A 19,246-nucleotide genomic window follows, 5' to 3' on the forward strand; every position below is an offset into this window, starting at 1 on the left:
ACGAGCGCCAATCCGAATTTACGAGCGGTAATCCAAATTTACGAGCGGTAACCCAGATTTACGAGCGGTAATCCAGATTTACGAGCGGTAATCCAAATTTACGAGCGCTAATCCAAATTTACGAGCGCTAATCCTAATTTTACAAGCTATAGCCCAATTCTGATATTTTCCTAACTATAAATTTTACGATGATCACAAAAACAGGCACCCTCCAAATACTGGAGGGTGCCACCTCATGTTCAAAACTTCTCATTCTTCATCGAGGGAAGGTATGGCGGGAATGTTACCTCGAATGCTGTGCCTGTTCCTGGTTCACTATGTACGCGTATGGTTCCGTTCAACGCCCGTACGATGCTGTAGACCACCATCATACCAAGTCCTGTGCCCTTCGCCTCTTTTGTGGAGTAATATGGCTCTCCCAATCGGTCTATCTGTTCTCTCGTCATGCCTACCCCCGTATCCTTTACGGAGATGGTTACCAGAGAGGTGGAGGACTTTGTTTCTATGACTAATAATCCACCGTGCGGCATGGATTCAATCGCATTTTTAATCAGGTTCAGAAAGCATTGATGAAATTTCTGCCGGTCTCCCTGTATGAGCCCTATCGCAGAAAATTTAGTGGAAACTTCAATAGAATTCCGGTTAGTCAAAGGCTGCAAGATATTTAAAACATGATGAATCTCAGTCGAGACATTCAGTTCCTCCAGCTTATGGAGCGACGGTTTGGAAAAGGTTAAATAATCCTGGATAACCCGCTCGGCTGATTGCAATTCACCTTTTACAAGAGATAGGTAGGTCGAACGTTGCTTTGGTTCAATGTCACCCTCCTGTAGCAATTGTACGAACCCCATCGCAGCGGTTAGAGGATTTCGAATCTCATGGGAAATAGCAGCTCCCATTTGCTCAACGGCTTCTAATTTTTTAGACTTAACCAAATGTTGCCGGATGACGATATTTTTCCTCACAAATTCTATACAATAGGAAATAATAGCAACGCCAAGAGGCGGAATAACCAAATAAGCAATCCAAACATCCCATCCTAAAACGGATGGATAAAAATATTTCAGACCTGCCATCGTGATAAAATTAATGAAAGTTGCTAAAAGAATCGAAATTAAGATACGCCATCTTGGAGTTTGTCGCCAAAACCAAGGATGGATGCGCCATAACAAAAAGAGTAAAATTCCATATAAAGGGATATTTGTCAAGAATCCAATGTCCAAACCGAAACACCCGCGTATAGCGATGGTCACAACCGCGAGAAGGGGACCGATTCCTAAATAGAGGCCGCCGATCACAACGGGTAAATTCCGTAAATCTAACCTTAAATCGTTGCTAAGCTCATAAGAAAACACCATGCAAATCGCTAAAGAGACGATGAAACAAAAAGTGGTCCTCAACTTGGAAAAAGGCTTTTCGCTAGATCTTTCAGAACACACCAAACAAAAAAATAACAGTATCATTAATAAAGACAGGTTAAATAAAAAATGCTTGGTAATTTCCAAAGTTGACTACCTCCAATATATGTATGGCCCCCCCTCTGCTGAATTGGAGCGAAAATAGGGGACCCTTTCTATGCTAAGAGAGAAAGGCAGATTATAATTTGTGACCCGTAACTTTCTACGTATGTGGGTCCCGATCCGGGTCTGGGTACCCTAATCTTAAGATCCAAACTTCATGATAATCGAAAGTTTGTTATCCCATGTCGCGGACCTATAATACCCCAAAATAAATGAACTCAAAGTCCCGATTTTTTTCATGATTTGCTAAATTAATATAACATTCGACATGAAATAGACAAATTCCTTTTTTGGGGTTAGGTCCAAAGCCCTTTTTAATTGTTTGCTTCATAAACGGCTATTGTAAAGAGAACATCATATTGCAATAAACAAGGAGTGGGTTGATTTGAACATCGAAAGATTAATTAGTATATTTGAAAGCCATCGAAATAAAGAACAGGCAGAGCCGATGCAAAAATATATGAAGGATTTATTCCCGTTTCTTGGTATCAAAACACCGCAAAGAAAAGTGTTAATGAAGGAGTTTTATCAGGAAAGTGGAATATTAAAAGAAGACTTTCAACCGGAATTTGTCACCGAACTCTGGAAACAGGATGAAAGAGAATATCAATATGCGGCAATTGATTATATAGAAAGGTCACTTAAGAAGCTCAAGAAACAGGAGCTGCTGCTAGTGAAAGATTTAATAACAGCGAAATCATGGTGGGATACCGTTGATATGCTTGCCCAGAAGCCGGTAGGCAAAATTGCCGGGGAACATCCAGAAGTGATCCATGAAGAAATAGAAAATTGGAGCATCAGCGATCATCTTTGGCTCCGAAGAACATCCATCCTTTATCAGTTGAAATACAAAGAAGAAACAAATGAAGAGCTTCTTTATAAGTTTATTTTGCGAAATAATGAAAGCAAAGAGTTTTTCATCCAAAAAGCGATTGGCTGGGCCTTAAGAGAGTATTCAAAAACCAACCCCGAATCCGTCGGGAGATTTATCGCATCTAATCACTTGGCTAATTTGAGCATTCGCGAAGGCAGCAAATACTTATGATTTTTCTGCAGTTTTGAGTCCAATGATACCTTATTATTTAGGACAAAATATGGTATCTTTTATATAAAAAAGCATGGAAAAAGGAGCGGATTGGATGAGCTGGAAAGACACGTATTCATCATGGAACAATTATCAGGAGTTGGATGAAGAATTACGCTCTCTTATGGAAGAAATCAAAGGGGACGAAAGCAAGCTGGAAGAAGCGTTCTACAAGAATCTAGAGTTCGGAACAGGAGGAATGAGAGGCGAAATCGGTGTCGGAACAAACCGGATGAACCTATATACAATCAGAAAAGCGACAGCAGGACTCACCGCCTATATCTGCTCATTCGGAGAAGACGCAAAGAAACGCGGGGTGGCAATCGCTTATGATTCACGTCACAAATCTCCTGAATTTGCACTAGAAGCAGCGAAAACGCTCGCCACCGGGGGGATAAAGGTGTATTTATTCGACGAGCTCCGTCCAACACCTGAGCTTTCTTTCGCGGTAAGACACCTTAATGCCTATTCCGGCATCGTCATCACAGCCAGCCATAATCCGCCAGAATATAATGGATACAAAGTATACGGCCCTGACGGTGGACAACTTCCTCCTGGGTCTGCTGACCAAGTAATCGAATACGTGAATGAAATTGATAACGAACTGCTGCTTCAAGTCGAAGCGGAAGAGATTCTAAAGAAAAACGGACTCATTGAAATCATCGGGGAAGAAATAGATGATGAATATAATACGCAATTACTCTCGATTTCTGAAAATCCGGGTCTCCCCAAAGAAGTGGATCTAGGAATCGTCTTCACACCGCTGCATGGAACGGCTAATAAATCAGTGCGCCGCGCCCTTAGCGATTTAGGATACGAGAATGTTCATGTTGTGAAAGAACAAGAGCTGCCGGACCCGAACTTTTCGACCGTTGCTTCTCCAAATCCGGAAGAGCATGCCGCGTTTGAATTGGCGATTCGCCTTGGCAATGAAGTGTCCGCCGACCTCCTGATTGCAACCGATCCTGATGCCGACCGGCTCGGAATAGCCGTGAAAAATGATGCAGGTGAATACGTAGTCTTAACCGGCAATCAAACCGGCGCATTAATATTGGACTATCTTTTGACGCAAAAACAGGAAAAAGGAACACTCCCTTCAAATGGAATCGTGTTAAAAACGATCGTCACCTCCGAGTTAGGAAGAACGATTGCCAGCCGCTTCGGCCTGATAACAGAAGATGTCTTAACCGGATTCAAATTCATCGCCGAAAAAATGAACGAATATGACCGGACAGGGAGCCACACATTCCTTTTTGGCTATGAAGAAAGCTATGGCTATCTTGCCAAAGGCTTCGCCAGGGATAAAGATGCGATTCAGGCAGCTCTTTTGGCTGTGGAAGTCTGTGCTTATTATAAGAAAAGAGGCATGACCCTCTATGAAGGCTTGCTTTCTGTCTTCGAAAGGTACGGCTTTTATCTGGAAGGCTTACGTTCTCTTACCTTAAAGGGAATTGAAGGCAACCGCCAAATTCAAGGGATCCTGAATGAATTCAGGGAAAACCCACCTAAAGAACTGGCTTCAAGAAAAGTAGTAGTCCAAGAGGATTATCAAAACAGCATCAAATCTTCTCTCTTAACAAACGAAGAAGAAACGATTGAGCTGCCAAAATCGAATGTGCTGAAATATTTCCTCGAAGACGGTACCTGGATTTGTCTCCGCCCATCAGGGACAGAGCCAAAGATTAAATTCTACTTCGGTGTCCAAGGGGATACGATGGAGACAGCCCGCGAAAAGCTGGATACGGTGGCAGAAGAATTTATGGAGAACATAGATCGAATTCTATCATAGGATAAAAAAGGTGAAAATCGTTAAGATTTTTACCTTTTTTTGTTCCTGCAGTTAACCTTTTGCAGGATTAAGCTGGTTTCTGTCGAAATATAAAAATGATTCTACTGTTTATTGAATTGTTAATAGATTGGTCGATATTAATGGAGTAAACCAGTATATAAACAAAGGGGCATAAAATTGTGAAATCCGTATTTAAATCTAAATTTTTCGCTGTTTTCGCAACAGCAGCCGTTTTAGTTGCAGGATGGTTGGTCTGGGAGTATAAGATGGAAAAGCCAGCACCTCAAACGGTAGTAAAAGAAGTGGAGACGGTGAAAACAGTACAGGTGGTGGAAAAGGAAGTTGCTGCACCGGTACAAGTAAAGAAGCAGAGAAGCTTAAAAGATATAATCCAATTTTCAGAGGATAAAGTATTTCAGGTATTAACAGATTCCTCTCTCGGCTCTGCCTTTCTTTATGATAACAAGGGGCATATTGTGACGAATGCCCATGTAGTTTCGGGATACAAGGATGTACATGTACAAACCGTCGACGATGAAGTTCTTTCAGGCACAGTGATTGGAATTGGCGATGAAATGGACGTAGCCGTTATTCATGTGCCCGCGTTAGAAGGAAAGAAACCTTTGCCGACTGCCGAAAATCAGGCAGTGAAAGGGGATGAGGTGATCACCTTCGGCAGCCCCAACGGATTGAAGGATTCGGTTTCGACAGGGATAATCAGCGGTTTAAAAAGGGACTTCGACATCTCTCCTTTTGTTTATGATGACGTATACCAAACAACCGCTCCAATTTATCCGGGCAGCAGCGGCGGGCCTTTGATTGATAAGGAGACCGGCGAAGTAATCGCCATTAATAGCGCTTCTTATATCAATCAAACAGCGCTTAGTTTTTCTATTCCAATGCAGCAGGTTGTATCACTTATTGATTCCTGGATCAAAAATCCGATGGAGTGGGAAGACGTGCAGGTATATGAAGACTTTTACGATACGTATGAATTGTGGGATATTCCGGAAGATGCATACTCTGAGTATGAAGATTCATATACAGATGAGTCTTACTCTGAAGACGAATTAACGGAAGATACTTATGAAGAATATGCTCCAGAAGAAGACAGTGAGACTTATACCGAAGAAGAATATTATGAGGAAGAACAAGAGGGAAGCTATGAAGAGGAGGATCCTATGTTAGAAGAGGAAAACTCTGACTCTAGTGAAGGAACGGAAGATATTTACAATGAAAGTGAAATACCGTCTGAAGATGGAATGGAAGCTGAAAGCACGGAATTAATTCAATAACTGGATGGAAAAGCCGATTGGCCCGGAGTACCGATGCCAATTGGCTTTTTACTTATAAAAACTGAAAATCTGACTTTATAAACAGAAAACATCAAATATTTATGGTAAATATTTCTTAGATTAATGTTATAATTAGGTATATTTTACTAGGGGGCATGATTTGTGAAAAAATTAGGGACATTATTCTTAGCAATCATATTTTTGTTTGCATTTGGCAATAGCCATGATGTTTTAGCCAATTCCTCAACATATGATTCTATAAGGAAAGCGATGATCGATAGCCAAAAGAGTAAAAAACCTATTAAAAAAGCATCGATTACGAAAAAGAATTTCTCTGTGAAGGCATACGCTGATGAGGAGTATCTTACAGAAAAAGAACCGAATAATGATTATCATAATGCCAATGAATTACCGCTGGATACGTTTATGACTGGGTCATTTACACCTTATGACATTGATCGTTACACAGTTACAGTTCCTGAAAGCGGCACGCTCGTATTAATTGGGGCGACCAATTATTCCGATCCGATTGAGTTGGGTTTTGGCTTAATTGATGAGAATGATGAATGGATAGAAATGGATGATATGCTAGAAGAGGATGGTGCTAGATTATTAGCCTATCATTTAGAACCTGGAACATATAATGTTGTAGCGCTGGATCTAGCAAATTATGCATCAGGTGCTCCGTATGTCCTGTCTGCCTCTATGGCAGAAGGCGGAGGCAGCGATATCCCTGTGCTAATGAAACCAATCGTTAATCCCGTCGATGACAATGATACACAAGTAACTGGAAAGGCGGATCCTGGCAGTTACGTGTGGGTTCAAGTGAATGATGATTATGTGAATGATGGAACATTAGTAAAGGCAAATGGAACCTTTTCAGTAAAGATTAAACCGCAAAGGGCAGGAACATATATTGCTGTTACTACTACGGATGACGATGACAATCAGAGTGAATACACAGAATTGTACGTTATCGATAAAACACCGCCAAGAGCATTATCGGTCAATACAGTGACGACCAAAACGAAATCAGTCACAGGCAAGACAGAAGCCAAGATGATCGTAGAAGTTAAATTAGGAAGCAAACTTTTGGGCAAGGCAACAGCTGATAGCAAAGGAAATTATAAAGTAACGATAAAGCCGCAGAAAAAGGGAAGCAAATTGACGATCAATGCAATAGATTCAGCAAAGAATAGAAAGTCAATCACCACTTCCGTAAAATAATCTTTTGAACCAAAATGGATCGTTTAAGGAGAGCTGCAATAGGCTCTTCTTTTTTTTCGTGTGAACAGTAAAAAACCTCCCTGAGGAAAAATCTCCTCAGGGAAGGCCTGAATCAAAATTAAGCTGCGGCTTCATCCTGTTTAATCCGCCTATTGCCGCGGATTAACACAGTCGCTAATGTTAAGACAGCAAATAGTGCAAGGAAGACAAACAGTGCAGCTGTATTTGCCCAGAATGATCCGTAATGGTCTAACGTAATGATTGATTTGAATCCGCCAATTGAATAAGTCAATGGCAAGAATTTACTTAACGCCTGAAGATTATCCGGAAGCATATGGATCGGCAGGGCCGAACCTGTTGTTGATAGCTGAAGGACAAGGAACATAACGGCTACGAAGCGACCGATATTTCCAGCTAAGGCTACCAGGAAGAAAACAATCGTTAGGAATGTTAAGCTTACAAACACTGAGAAAAGGATTAACATAAAACCGTTTGTCAGTGTTGACTTTAAAAAGAATGATGCAAAGAACGACACAATTAACGCCTGCGCGGTTGCAAATCCGGCCATAGTACCGAACTTTCCTGCATACCATCTGAAAGAAGAAACAGCTGTCACAGCAGGTCTACTCAAATCAAATAGAAGAGACAGGATTAATACGCCGACGAAAAGGGCTAATGACATGATGTAAGGCGCATTCGCATAGCGATATTCCGGGAATGTATTTATGCTTTTAACGTCTGATTGCACGGGAGAGGCAAATTGGGCAATGTTATCATCTGCTCCATTAATGTTTCCCGTTTCCTCAGCGCCACCAGCAAGCCCTGTTGCTAATTCGTTAGAACCGCTTTCGAGTTCGCCGATACCGCCGTCCACTTTCTTCACGCCATCTGTTAATGTACCCCAACCGGTTTTAACCGTTTGTGTTCCATTATTTACGGTGGTAAGTCCTCCGTTTATCGTTGCGACGCTATCTGTTAGCTTACCCCATGAAGAATTCACTTTTGCATTTCCTGCAGCCAGTTCCCCTGTTCCAGCTGCCAATGTACCTGCTCCAGCATCTAATTTTTGCGCACCTGCGTGCAATGCTGTTTGGCCAGCCACTAATTGGTCAAGCCCACCAGCAAGTTTATTCATGCCCGGTGCCACTTGGCCGGAGAGGCCTGTTGAAATACTTTGGGCTCCTGCCGCTAATGTTGGTGTGCTCTGGGCTAATCTTCCAGCACCGCCAGCCACTTCTTTACTTCCAGCACGAAGTCTCTGGAATTCTGGATCAGCCATTAACACAGGACCTAGCAGAGGATGCTGACTAAGTTTTTCAATACCATCAGCAACCTGCTGCGTACCACCCGCTAGTACTTGTGCCCCTTTATTGGCAGCGTCAGCTCCATCAGCAACTGCTTTGCTCCCAGGAATAAGCTTACCTTTGAGACCCGCATTTAAATCGTTGCTTCCAGTTTCAGCAGACTTTAGGCCAGCTAGTACTTTTGCAGCTCCAGCTTCAATCTCGCCCGTACCGGCAGCCAATTCATTCGCGCCGCTATCTAATCGTTGCGCTCCATTCGCCAGCTTATTGATATCTCCGGCACCGCCTTGAAGTGAGCTCAAGAGCAAACCTGACCCATCCGCCAGCTTATTTGTGCCATCCGCCAACCTGCTGATATCAGGCGCTTTTTCTGTAAGTGATCCTAAGATCTGGCCTGTCCCATCGTGGAGTTGAGTTGCACCGGCATTTATTTTCTCGGCACCATCAGCACCATCTTTAAAGCCTGTTGCAACGTCTCCAAGACTGGCGAACACAGTCGTTGTGTAAGTCTCGGTAATCTTATCAGACAATTGATTTTTAAGCCGTTCAGCAGCATTGTTTGTTACCTGTGCCGCCATGAAGTGCAAGCCTTCATTTTGCGTGAATTTCAATTCCGGCTTTTGAGGATTTTCATCCATAACAGAAGCGACATTCTTTGAGAAGTTCTCCGGAATTTCGATTACCATATAATAATCTAAATCTTTTAATCCTCTTTCGGCTTGTTTAGAGTCAACAAAATCCCATCCCAAGGTTTTGTTTTCCTTTAAATCAGCCACTAAATCATCACCGACATTAATTGCTTTTTCCCCCGACATACCCCCGACATCATTATTGACCACAGCTACTGGGAGACTGTCCAAGTTGTCATACGGGCCCCAATCGGCGGTAAGGATGATCATCGCATAGATAAGCGGAACTAATAAGGCAGCAATAATTGCAACGGTGAAACCTTTCCTCTCGCCAAAACGGCTATTTTGTAAGCCAAGACCTTTCATAAGGTACCCCCTTGTTCGTAATAAAGTATAGTAAAATGAATGGTTATTCATTCACTATTCTATATATTCTGAATACGCTTACAAAATTCCTTCTTTTTTCGCGAAATTTTTATTTTTTTATAAAAAATGGAAGTTTTATAGGTAATTTGATAGGAGTGGAGAATGTCTTATGCAAATGATTTTAAAAATATAACACCAAACAGATAGGAAAATAGATGGTTGGTAAGAAGCCATCTAAGCTTTAAGATATATTAAGAGTAAAAGATAACTCTGAGTATCCGATAATATTAAAAAGGGAAAAACTGAAAGCATAGAATAGGAGACTAACATCATGCGACATTTTTCTGCATTACTATTAGCAGTTTGTATATTTTTATTCCAAACTATATCTCCATCGTCAGCCGAGGCACAGGTTAAGTCTAATAATCATATAAACACTTATGAACTATTCAAGCAATCAAGCGACTACATAAAACAAGAACTCATTGTAAAATTTAAGTCCGGCACATCAGTTGACGAAAAAAGTAAATTACTTCAAAAGCATGCTCTAGTCCAGCTCGAATCAAACCCAACAGGGAACTTCACGCTTGTGAAAAGCAGCAGCCCGCACCTTGAAAATATGGCGAAAGAAATAATGGCAAGCAAACAGGTTGAATATGTTGAACCAAACTATAGAATGGATGCTCGGTTTACTCCTGTTGATCCTAACTATAAAAAACAATGGTATACAGGAAAACTGAACTTGCCGGGGGCGTGGCAGCAAACAAAAGGATCATCCAGTATAAAAGTGGCACTGATTGATTCCGGTGTTCAAGTTAACCATCCCGATTTAATAGGAAAAATAGTGAATCCGTATAATGCCATTACTGGCCGTTCAACCTTTCCAGCCGATGATCACGGTACCCATGTCGCTGGTATCATTGCAGCTACAATGAACAAGACAGGAATCGCAGGTATCGCGCCAAATATAAAAATTATGCCGATTAATGTTTTTGAAGGGGAAGATGCAGATATTTATACAGTGGCAGATGCGATTATATACGCGGCTGATAAAGGCGCAAACATTATGAATCTTAGTCTAGGGACGGATTCTGAAAGCTCAGCATTAGAGTATGCTGTCGATTATGCGGAATCTAAAGGAGTGCTGCTAGTCGCAGCCGCAGGAAATGAAAGAACTTTTCAGCCTTCATATCCTGCAGCCCTCTCACAGACAATAGGAGTTAGCGCCACAGATGAAAACGATAGAATAACTTATTACTCGAATTATGGAAAATATATAGATTTTGCAGCGCCTGGAAATAATATCTATTCAACAATCACAAAAAGTACTTATCAATACATGAGTGGCACTTCGATGGCCGCACCAATGGTGACAGGAGTATCAGCCCTTATTCTATCAAAAAACCCATTTCTATCTTCTTCTCAAGTGATAGATATTTTAAAGAAATCCAGTCTTGATTTAGGAAATATAGGGAAGGATACGCTATATGGTTACGGGAGAATTGATGCCGCTAAATCCTTATCAAATACTCCATTGCCACTATCGCCTATAGAAGTAGAGAGCACAACTTTTACTATGAATGGAACTACTAAACTTCCAATCTCGTTTCATGCAACATCCGGTGGATCGGTGTCATTGGAAGTGCTCAATTCAAAAAATGCGGTAGTTAAAAGGCTTATTCCCAAGAAATCTTGGACTGGTGGAAACATAACATCAGAGTGGGATGGAAAATTAGATAACGGTACCTATGCTTCTAGCGGCACATATAAACTTGTTGCCCGCATATCCAATTCTAAGACTGCACTTACGCAATCTAAACCTATACAAGTAGCCGATCGAAGAACGCCGGCCATTAAGAAAATATTAAAGAACAGAAAGAAATAAAAAAGCTGTAAACAATAGATGCATATTGGAGGGGGAAAAATGAAAAAGGAAATGATAACTCTGTCGGCTGCAGCCGTTTTATCGACTGCTTTCACCACATCTGCCCTGGCTGATGCGTACACAGTAAAAAACGGCGACACTCTCTCGCACATAGCAAGATCACAGTCCACGACTGCCGCCAAAATAAAAGAATGGAATAGACTCACTTCTGATCGGATCTATCCTAATCAAAAGCTGATTGTTTCCCAAACCAATCATTCAGTCGCTAAGAAAACCGTATCAATCCAAACCAAGCAAACACAGACTTATACGGTTGCATCGGGTGATTCTCTGCTTAAGATTGCCAACAGACACGCCATTTCGTTAGCGGAGCTAAAAGAATGGAATAAGCTTGAAGGCCATCTTATATATCCCGGCCAGAAATTAATCGTGGCCAAATCTACTAAGACTTCAACAGTAATTTTGCCTGTGAAGGGCAATAAACCTAGTAATCAGAATGCTACAAAACCTGACCAGGTAAATACATATATTGTGAAAAAAGGCGATAGCCTGTGGAAGGTTGCGAATCTACTAGGCACTACAGTTCCGAATCTAAAGTCCTTAAATAACCTGAAATCGGACTCGATATATGTTGGCCAAACTTTAAAATATTCAAAGAACCTAAGCAGCACTGCGCCGGCCAAGACTCCTTCAGAAAATACAAACAAAATATCAGCGCCCGTAACGCCGGCCAAGCAAGTGAGTACAGTCATTTCAGAAGCAAAAAAACAAATAGGTGTTCCTTACTCATGGGCGGGTTCCTCACCTAGCGGCTTTGATTGCAGCGGCTTCATTTACTATGTATTCAAAAAGGCCGGTTATCAGATATCAAGAGTATCATCGTCCACCTATTTTGATCTTGGAAAGAATGTTACGAATCCGCAGGCTGGAGATCTGATTTTCTTTTCGCCAAGTCCGGATAAAAAACAGATCATTTCCCATATGGGAATCTACTTAGGAGACGGACAATTTATCCATGCCAGCTCAAGTAAAGGCGTTGAAATGAATTCTCTAAGTACGAATTACTATAAAACGAGACTCGTAGGTTATAAAAGATTATAAGAATGTTTGAAAAGAATCCGGGCTAAATAGTCCGGTTTTTTTCATACCTGGATTTGCTAAAGGATACTTTGTCCATTTATGAAAACATTTATTACATACTAATTCTGGCTGGAAGCCATTACTTTTATGTTTTATCGGAAGTTTGGTTTTTTCAATGAATGATCATATAAAAGCGACTTTGCTTTAAGCCATTTCGATATTATTAGGATTTACAGGAATTGGGTTCGTTATATTCTGTTCCTGCTCTGCTGCAAATTGTCACGTTAATTTTATTATTAACAAGATGAATCATTAAAAGAGATTGCCAAAATGAGTAGAAGTATGATAAATATTGCGAAACAATAGTAGCTCTTGATGGTGAAAAACTTTCCGCTGCCCAGCGACTAGGAAAAACAAAGAAGGAATCGTGATATTAAAGATATAATTTATTTACGGTAACATTATAGCAACTTGTAGTTATAATAAATTGAGGATTCAGCCATTTTAAAGTTTCAATGACAAAAATGAAAATAAAAAATGATAGTCGATATTAAGGCGGATGAATGTTGAAAGCTAGCTTCGACCAAGTAGATTAATAATCCTATCAAATAAATAAAGATTGTCTTTTTCATGGTTTATATCCCTCAGATGTATTTTGCACTCATTAATCTTTCATTGAACTAGTCATAAAAAAAGCACTGCGAAACGCAGTACCCAGACTGTAGACAAACTGGATGAAATCGAGTGTGCCTGCAGTTATTTTTTTATTTGGCCTGTTAATGGGGTCTGTTGATTTCCGTTCCAGGCGCTTCGCTTTCCGCGGGGCGGGCGGTGAGCCTCCTCGTCGCATGCTCCTGCGGGGTCTCACCTGTCCCGCTGCTCCCGCAGGAGTCTTCGCGCCTTCCACTCCAATCAACAGGCTTTTAAACGTTTACAATGGAACGTTCCTAAAATCTATTTTAAAATTGATACATAAAATGATTGGGGTGATGAGGCATATTTGGCAGGATTATGTAGAGGAAACAGATCATTTGCGACACCACAAGGATGTAAAACCAATCTATGCGAAACGCAAAGAAACGATAGAACACGTATTCGCAGATGTAAAAGAAAAGCATGGCATGCGTTGGACAAAGTTAAGGGGACTTAAAAAATTGTCGATGCAGGGGATGCTTACTTTCGCTGCCATGAATTTGAAGAAGATGGCAAACTGGACATGGCAAGGTCCAGAAATGGCCTAATAAATAAGGCTAAGTGAGGTCCATTCACACTCAAAATAAGCAAAAATAGAAATAATCACTAAAAAGGGGTTCGGAATGAGACCATTCCGAACCCCTTTTGTCGACAAGCTGAGCACTGCGAAACGCAGTGCCCGTTTAATGCTATTTGACTGTTGTTATAGTTAGCGATCTTAAATCTATCATTATAGTGTTTTGGCACCTAAAAAACGTTTTGCATAGTAAGAGCTGTTCAGCTTGGTAATGGTAACGCCTTTAGAAGACGAAGCATGAATAAAATCACCATTGCCGATATAAATTCCTACATGGGAGGCTCCTGCTTTATAAGTCGAAAAGAATACTAGATCTCCAACAGCAGGCTGGGAAACTTTTAATCCAACTTTTGAATAAAGATCAGCAGCAGTCCGGGGAAGTACAATACCCTGAGTTTTGAATACATAATTGATAAAACCAGAGCAATCGAAACCTTTAGGAGTGACCCCGCCCCATTTATATGGAACGCCCTTCAATTTCTTCGCAGCGTTTATTAGGTTTGTATTATTAACATGGTAAACTCCAAGAGCATTGAAGGTAGCCTTTTCGGAAACCCCAGAGGCTTTTATCTTCTTTGCATTTTGAAATTTTTTTACGGCAGTTGTAGTTTTAGAGTCATAAACGGTTGTATAGGAACCTGAGTATGTATAATATCCTTTTACTTTTAGCAAATTCTGCAATTGGCGGACATCATTATGATTCATCGATGGTTTTAATGTTTGGTCTCCAATATTAGCAGATGCTTGATACGGCAAAATTATAAAGGCAGCAGCAACAATTGTGGTAGCAATCCATTTTCTCATTGGTGAACATATCCCCCTAAAAAAATCCTGACTATTTTGTAAATTTATAGTAATACAGAAATGTTACAATAAACGCAACATTTCATTACAGTTTCATTACAAATTAGAACAAGAAGTGACAAAATTCTACAATCGGATTTTTTGGAATTCTCTTTTCTTCTATTAAATACATTAAAGAGAAAAGTGGAGGAGTAGTTGTTTTGTCATTTGAAAGAGACTTTAAGCGGAACAAGTAATTGGCAGCACTTCTAGAAAAATCAGTGGAATCATAAAATAACAGGAGGTAACTACCATGTATTCTTAAAAATCCCAATAGTATAATGAGATCAAGAGGAGGGAGTAAAAATCATGAAAAACAAAAGTCGTGTATGTATTGTAGTCTGTGCCTCTTTTTTACTATTGTTTAGCTTTTTGTTGCCGAGTCAGAGCAGTGTATCAGCGAGGGTAATAGAAACCCCTTTTTACTCGAATTCCAAATGGTTAAATGAACCTACGTTATATATGGATCCAGGTGGAAATGTGTATGCAAATGAATCAGGTGACTTAGAAGCTATCTCATCGGCAGGAAAGAAAAAATGGAGATACGCTACTCCATACAGGGACATAAGCCATGTCACCTCCGACAAAGCAGGAAACTTATATGTCGGCAGCTGGTATTATATTCAGTCACTCACGAATACAGGGAAAGTACGCTGGGTCTATAACCACCACAGGGAAGGAATCTCTCATCCAGTTATTACGAATGCAGGCAATGTCTTATTCTATGAAACTGGTAACCACAACGATCCTGATCCGGATAACTGGTATACTGACTATAAAACCGTCATCTTAGATGGGAAAACAGGAAAACAGATTTGGGAAAGTACCAATCCTACCGTCAAAGAAGGTAAGGATAACAACTACTATAAGCGCGAAGGCGGGAAATTCGTCTCAACTACAAAAGCAGGGAAGCTCCGTTGGACGTATCCTGGGAACTTTTCTGAGAATATCATCCAAGGAACCGGAAATAACTTCTTCCTATGGGAAAACATCAAGAATAAAAATGGCTATTTTAGAATTGTCAACATCGGCTATGATGGAAAAGTAATAGGAAAAACACCTGAACTGCAAGGACTGGAAGCTACCTCGTTCTTAACGGTTGGAAATGGAACATTCTATATTAACAATCAAGATAAGAAACTTATCACAAACTATTTCAACAATGGCAAGAAAAAATGGCATAAAGGGTACACGTCAGGTTATGTATCCGGCCAATTAAAATTCCAAAATAACCAGCTTTATCTACATGAAAGAAGTTGGACCAGTAACAGGTATAAAAAACTATCCCTAATTGACAGCTACGGAAAAACGAAATGGTACTATTCAGGAAACAATGTCACACTGCCGGTTGCAGACCGCAAAGGAAATGTCTATGTTGGAAGAGATATAACCAAGGTATTCAAAGTGAAATAAGGATAATGGAAATCTAGTAAGTATTCTCAGTGGCGATCCTTTTAAAGGATCGCTTTTTAATAGGAAAACTATCCTGAAAGTGAATTTTCCGAAGGTGGTATTGGTGAATGGCTTGTGGAACTTACCTTATACTTCTTTCTTTGTAATTATTTACTGAATACCAGTCTCATTTTTAGCCGATAAAATAACTGGGAAGATAGGAGCCTATAAAATTTTAGTATCTTTCACAATTTATTGTGGGTTTGGTGCTAGTTTTTCTCTTATTGCCTATATACTTGAGGTTCTATTTAGTAGTGAACACTTTTTTAGTCGACCCATTTTTTCACTATGGTCTTTTATCGCTTCTTTTTTATTCTGGGCATTGAACCAAATTAAAATGGGGAAAGGCAGAAATATAACATCTTCCTAAAATAACGGTGCTTTAGTTGAGGAAACTTAGTTATTATAAATACAATAAGTAAATAGCAAAGAGGTGATAAATTGCGAATACTTAAACTAATAGTCAAAACCAATATAGGAAAATACCTTGTTGATTAATCCCCTAAGATGAATATATATTTCTAAAAAAGAAAAAAGCTCTGGATCATGTCCAACAGCTAGTGGGTCTTCTACATACCTCAGTGTTTAATCAATTCGTCTATTGCATTCTTGGTCAATCGTTGTACATCAGGATTTGTGCTTGGCTTTCCTGCTTGTCCATACGGATCAAGATGCCAATTCCGATAGAAGGTCCCTACAGCAAACACTTTCCCGCCGCGCGGATTTACATACCAAACTAAATTTGAACTTCCTTTTTGCGTCTGGCCTTGCAAATCCAAAACCTTTTCACCAATGAATTCAACATTCGGGGGAGGTGCAATGTCTTCCTCCGTTAATCGGCCATCCCACTTCACTGCCAACAATTTTCGGAATCACGGAACCTTTTTTAAAGCGGGTTCCTTGAAGCAGCCAATGATTCATTATAATAGGAAGATCGTTGAACTTTTCTACAGGAATTCCTGAATACATGATGCCAAATAACTGGTTTTCAGGCATATTGACAGGAGCATGACGGAATTTTGTCGTCACAAGTTTAGAATTCGTCTTCTCGATAGGATCATTTGAAGGATTCTTCGGCGTTCCCTTATAAAAAATCAAATGTGACGGATTCTTAGCATCAAAACGGACTTGCCAGTAAGCTGTATTAGCGTTGAGCAAAGCAAGACCTTTCTTATTTTTTGCGAAATTGTCAACCGCTTCTCTCATTGGCATCGTCCAATACTTACAAATTTCTAGCTCTTTTCTGAATTCAGGTAACATGTTAATCAAACGTTTAATTAAATTTATAGAGATAAATAAATTTATACGAAAAGTGTATTGAAAAACCGGACTATCTTACTGTTTTTTAAAATATCGAACCGTGTTTCTTCCTATTATACTAAAATAAGAGTGTATTCTTTTTGAAACAGAGAATCACTTTCTCTGTTTATCAAGGTCAACTACAAAATATTTTTTAAAAAAAGGAGGTACTATCCAAATGCGTATCAACAAAAAGAAAATGTTTGCTGCAGTTGCCACCGCTACGCTTGTTTCCAGTGCTTTTGTATCCACTGCACCGCAGACTGCTTCTGCCGCTGTGACTACAAGCACCGCCAAAAGTCTTGTTTCTAAAGCGGAAAGCTCTGCTTACCGTTTACACACCCTCTACACAACTGTCGGACGATATGGAGTTATAAGGACCGAACTTACAACAGCTAAGTCCCAATATGCCTCTGCGCTAAAAGCGGTCAATAGCCTTCCTTCATCAAGCACAAAAACGGATCTTACTAAACGACTGCAAAAAGTGAAAGGATATATCGACCGTGCCACAAACTTCAACAATGCCTTATATGCTGCCTCAGCTGTATATAAACATATTGATTATCTGGAAATGACATTTGAGAGAGACACCTATAACCGAACCCAACTAAAGGCTGAATTCGATAAACAACAGAGATTGATCAAAACGATGGAGACTGCCATAGGGAAGCTGTATAGCAGGGCAGTGGCAGATAATCTTAGGAATAAGTATCAGACAGCTTTTTATTTTTCCCAGGAACTAGACCGTATTGTAAATGATAAACAGGCACTTTTTGTATTGGATGTGACAGAATCTAAACACAACATACTCAATGTGATTGTTTCTGATGTTTCGGGATTAAATTCTGCAGCGGCTATGAATAAAAATAATTATAAGATTGATGGGAAAGTGATTCCAGCCAATTCTGTTATTAAAGTATTAAAATCGGAAAGCCAGCGGTCAATCATTCAAATCACCCTACCGGGAGAATCCATATCACAAACAAAACCTCACTCCATTGCGGTATCAGGCTTGAAGGACAAGCATGGTACTATCAATAGCAATGAGCATACTGATGAAGTGAATTTAACTGAAAATGTTAGTCCTGTCCTAAAAGAAGTAATAATTAATGAGGCTAAACGAAACCAACTTATCTTTTCATATAGCGAACCTTTAGCAAAGCCAATCAATCCGGCAGATATTAAGATCATACTCAGCAACGACACTGTCATTCCCGCTTCGAAAATTCGCGTAACACCTGAATTGAATGATGCTGGAGAACCAACTGGAAGGGATCTAGTAAGTTTAGATACGGACATTTATCAACAAGTGGATATGTGGGATCAATATTATATTGAAATGGACGGAATAGGCGGATACGATGAACATCGAGACTATCTAATTGGTGCTTCCGATAACTTTGATTCATTTCATGCACTTACGGTCGGCACAAATGCTTCAACGGTATCCACAGACAAATCTCTAAATCGCAATTTATTAAAAGGAAATACAACGATAAAAATAATTGATGCTAATTAATTTATGTACAAGGGGCATTCAATCCTAGTGATTTTGGATTGAGGGCCCTTCATGTTTGAATTAAAATAAAAAAAGATTTGTTATTATTTCAAAAAGTACTAGCATGGTGAGATCAAATTATCCTTATAAAGTTGTTATAAGGCATAAAAGTAAGTTGACCATAAGGAGATATTACTTCATGAGTAAAGAACAAAAGGAAAAATTTTATGAGGTTATAAAGAAATACTATGAAATTGGCACGACGAAAATGAATGTTAGTCTCACAGATGTAATACAGGAGCTGGAAAGTGATTTAACCGTATTAATTGAAAAGAAATGAAAATACCCAATGATTTTATTAAAGGGACTTCTTTTTTTCGACATTATTCTTCTTTTCATATGTTTTTAGGAAAAATCAATTAACTTCTTAATGAATGATTATAATTAAATTAAATCATTTGGTTTAGAAACTATTTACCTAGCTCTTGGCATAATTTTCTTTTATTGCTATATATTAATATGGTGGTTTGTTACTTTCGTATTTCGATAACATTACAAAAGGAGCATATATTTCACTCCTAACACAATACTGGAAACTATTACTAACAGAAATTAATACAAATTTACAAAATAACACTAGAATTTGCTAAAACTATGTAATATTATAGGTAGTGGAAGAAAGACTTGGAAAATTTATTTCCAAGC

The 19,246-nt window shown here is 39.6% G+C and carries 14 protein-coding genes and 1 pseudogene; 10 read left to right on the top strand and 5 right to left on the bottom strand.

Annotation, left to right across the window (positions count from 1 at the left end; translation table 11 throughout):
* Nucleotides 1–239 precede the first annotated feature (239 nt).
* The gene (locus LQ216_RS06795) at nucleotides 240–1,358 is read right to left on the bottom strand and encodes a HAMP domain-containing sensor histidine kinase (protein WP_230128152.1); all 1,119 of its coding nucleotides are present in this window, start codon (nucleotides 1,356–1,358) and stop codon (nucleotides 240–242) included.
* 547 nt (nucleotides 1,359–1,905) lie between these two features.
* On the opposite strand from LQ216_RS06795, the gene LQ216_RS06800 reads away from it, so the two are divergent.
* The 4 genes from LQ216_RS06800 to LQ216_RS06815 all read left to right on the top strand — a co-directional run bounded on the left by LQ216_RS06800 (nucleotide 1,906) and on the right by LQ216_RS06815 (nucleotide 6,915).
* On the top strand, nucleotides 1,906–2,565 hold the full coding sequence (locus LQ216_RS06800; RefSeq protein ID WP_230128155.1) for a DNA alkylation repair protein: 660 nt from the start codon (nucleotides 1,906–1,908) through the stop codon (nucleotides 2,563–2,565).
* Between the two features lie 94 nt (nucleotides 2,566–2,659).
* The gene (locus LQ216_RS06805) at nucleotides 2,660–4,393 is read left to right on the top strand and encodes a phospho-sugar mutase (RefSeq protein ID WP_230128158.1); all 1,734 of its coding nucleotides are present in this window, start codon (nucleotides 2,660–2,662) and stop codon (nucleotides 4,391–4,393) included.
* A gap of 179 nt (nucleotides 4,394–4,572) precedes the next feature.
* Complete coding sequence (locus LQ216_RS06810) at nucleotides 4,573–5,688, top strand: trypsin-like peptidase domain-containing protein (protein ID WP_230128161.1); 1,116 nt, start codon at nucleotides 4,573–4,575, stop codon at nucleotides 5,686–5,688.
* Nucleotides 5,689–5,850: 162 nt separating this feature from the next.
* Entirely contained in the window at nucleotides 5,851–6,915 is a 1,065-nt protein-coding gene (locus LQ216_RS06815) for an Ig-like domain-containing protein (RefSeq protein WP_230128163.1), read from the top strand.
* A gap of 118 nt (nucleotides 6,916–7,033) precedes the next feature.
* Here LQ216_RS06815 and LQ216_RS06820 read toward each other — a convergent pair whose 3' ends face one another.
* Nucleotides 7,034–9,214, bottom strand: coding sequence for a YhgE/Pip domain-containing protein (locus LQ216_RS06820; protein ID WP_230128166.1), 2,181 nt, complete (start codon nucleotides 9,212–9,214; stop codon nucleotides 7,034–7,036).
* 331 nt (nucleotides 9,215–9,545) lie between these two features.
* On the opposite strand from LQ216_RS06820, the gene LQ216_RS06825 reads away from it, so the two are divergent.
* The 3 genes and pseudogenes from LQ216_RS06825 to LQ216_RS06835 all read left to right on the top strand — a co-directional run.
* Complete coding sequence (locus LQ216_RS06825) at nucleotides 9,546–11,099, top strand: S8 family serine peptidase (RefSeq protein ID WP_230128169.1); 1,554 nt, start codon at nucleotides 9,546–9,548, stop codon at nucleotides 11,097–11,099.
* 39 nt (nucleotides 11,100–11,138) lie between these two features.
* A complete protein-coding gene (locus tag LQ216_RS06830) occupies nucleotides 11,139–12,200 on the top strand; it encodes a peptidoglycan endopeptidase (RefSeq protein ID WP_230128172.1) in 1,062 nt (353 codons plus the stop codon).
* A gap of 965 nt (nucleotides 12,201–13,165) precedes the next feature.
* A pseudogene (locus LQ216_RS06835) lies at nucleotides 13,166–13,420 on the top strand (transposase); the annotation flags it as partial.
* Nucleotides 13,421–13,602: 182 nt separating this feature from the next.
* Here the strand turns inward: LQ216_RS06835 and LQ216_RS20330 are convergent.
* Entirely contained in the window at nucleotides 13,603–14,253 is a 651-nt protein-coding gene (locus tag LQ216_RS20330; RefSeq protein WP_290369236.1) for an NlpC/P60 family protein, read from the bottom strand.
* A gap of 348 nt (nucleotides 14,254–14,601) precedes the next feature.
* Here LQ216_RS20330 and LQ216_RS06850 point away from each other — a divergent pair, with 348 nt between their 5' ends.
* Entirely contained in the window at nucleotides 14,602–15,705 is a 1,104-nt protein-coding gene (locus LQ216_RS06850) for a hypothetical protein (RefSeq protein WP_230128175.1), read from the top strand.
* A 617-nt stretch (nucleotides 15,706–16,322) separates the two neighbouring features.
* Here the strand turns inward: LQ216_RS06850 and LQ216_RS06855 are convergent.
* Nucleotides 16,323–16,523, bottom strand: a complete 201-nt coding sequence (locus LQ216_RS06855; RefSeq protein ID WP_230128178.1) for a hypothetical protein — start codon at nucleotides 16,521–16,523, stop codon at nucleotides 16,323–16,325.
* Nucleotides 16,524–16,542: 19 nt separating this feature from the next.
* Nucleotides 16,543–17,004 carry a N,N-dimethylformamidase beta subunit family domain-containing protein gene (locus tag LQ216_RS06860; RefSeq protein WP_354958602.1) on the bottom strand — a complete coding sequence of 154 codons (462 nt, stop codon included), beginning with the start codon at nucleotides 17,002–17,004 and terminating at the stop codon, nucleotides 16,543–16,545.
* A gap of 217 nt (nucleotides 17,005–17,221) precedes the next feature.
* Here LQ216_RS06860 and LQ216_RS06865 point away from each other — a divergent pair, with 217 nt between their 5' ends.
* Together LQ216_RS06865 and LQ216_RS06870 are read left to right on the top strand one after the other, a co-directional pair.
* Entirely contained in the window at nucleotides 17,222–18,562 is a 1,341-nt protein-coding gene (locus LQ216_RS06865) for a hypothetical protein (RefSeq protein ID WP_230128183.1), read from the top strand.
* Nucleotides 18,563–18,740: 178 nt separating this feature from the next.
* Nucleotides 18,741–18,881: a hypothetical protein gene (locus tag LQ216_RS06870; protein ID WP_230128186.1), complete on the top strand. Its 141-nt coding sequence runs from the start codon at nucleotides 18,741–18,743 to the stop codon at nucleotides 18,879–18,881.
* The last annotated feature ends 365 nt before the right edge of the window (nucleotides 18,882–19,246 follow it).

The organism is Bacillus sp. CECT 9360, from assembly GCF_918741275.1.
Taxonomy (GTDB): Bacteria; Bacillota; Bacilli; order Bacillales; family DSM-1321; genus Peribacillus.

Bases quoted from the DNA above. Each gene is read 5' to 3' on its own strand.
- LQ216_RS06795 (WP_230128152.1), bottom strand. From the start codon at position 1,358: ATGGTGTTTTCTTATGAGCTTAGCAACGATTTAAGGTTAGATTTACGG.
- LQ216_RS06805 (WP_230128158.1), top strand. From the start codon at position 2,660: ATGAGCTGGAAAGACACGTATTCATCATGGAACAATTATCAGGAGTTG.
- LQ216_RS06820 (WP_230128166.1), bottom strand. From the start codon at position 9,214: ATGAAAGGTCTTGGCTTACAAAATAGCCGTTTTGGCGAGAGGAAAGGT.
- LQ216_RS06825 (WP_230128169.1), top strand. From the start codon at position 9,546: ATGCGACATTTTTCTGCATTACTATTAGCAGTTTGTATATTTTTATTC.
- LQ216_RS06830 (WP_230128172.1), top strand. From the start codon at position 11,139: ATGAAAAAGGAAATGATAACTCTGTCGGCTGCAGCCGTTTTATCGACT.
- LQ216_RS20330 (WP_290369236.1), bottom strand. From the start codon at position 14,253: ATGAGAAAATGGATTGCTACCACAATTGTTGCTGCTGCCTTTATAATT.
- LQ216_RS06850 (WP_230128175.1), top strand. From the start codon at position 14,602: ATGAAAAACAAAAGTCGTGTATGTATTGTAGTCTGTGCCTCTTTTTTA.
- LQ216_RS06860 (WP_354958602.1), bottom strand. From the start codon at position 17,004: ATGTTACCTGAATTCAGAAAAGAGCTAGAAATTTGTAAGTATTGGACG.
- LQ216_RS06865 (WP_230128183.1), top strand. From the start codon at position 17,222: ATGCGTATCAACAAAAAGAAAATGTTTGCTGCAGTTGCCACCGCTACG.
- LQ216_RS06870 (WP_230128186.1), top strand. From the start codon at position 18,741: ATGAGTAAAGAACAAAAGGAAAAATTTTATGAGGTTATAAAGAAATAC.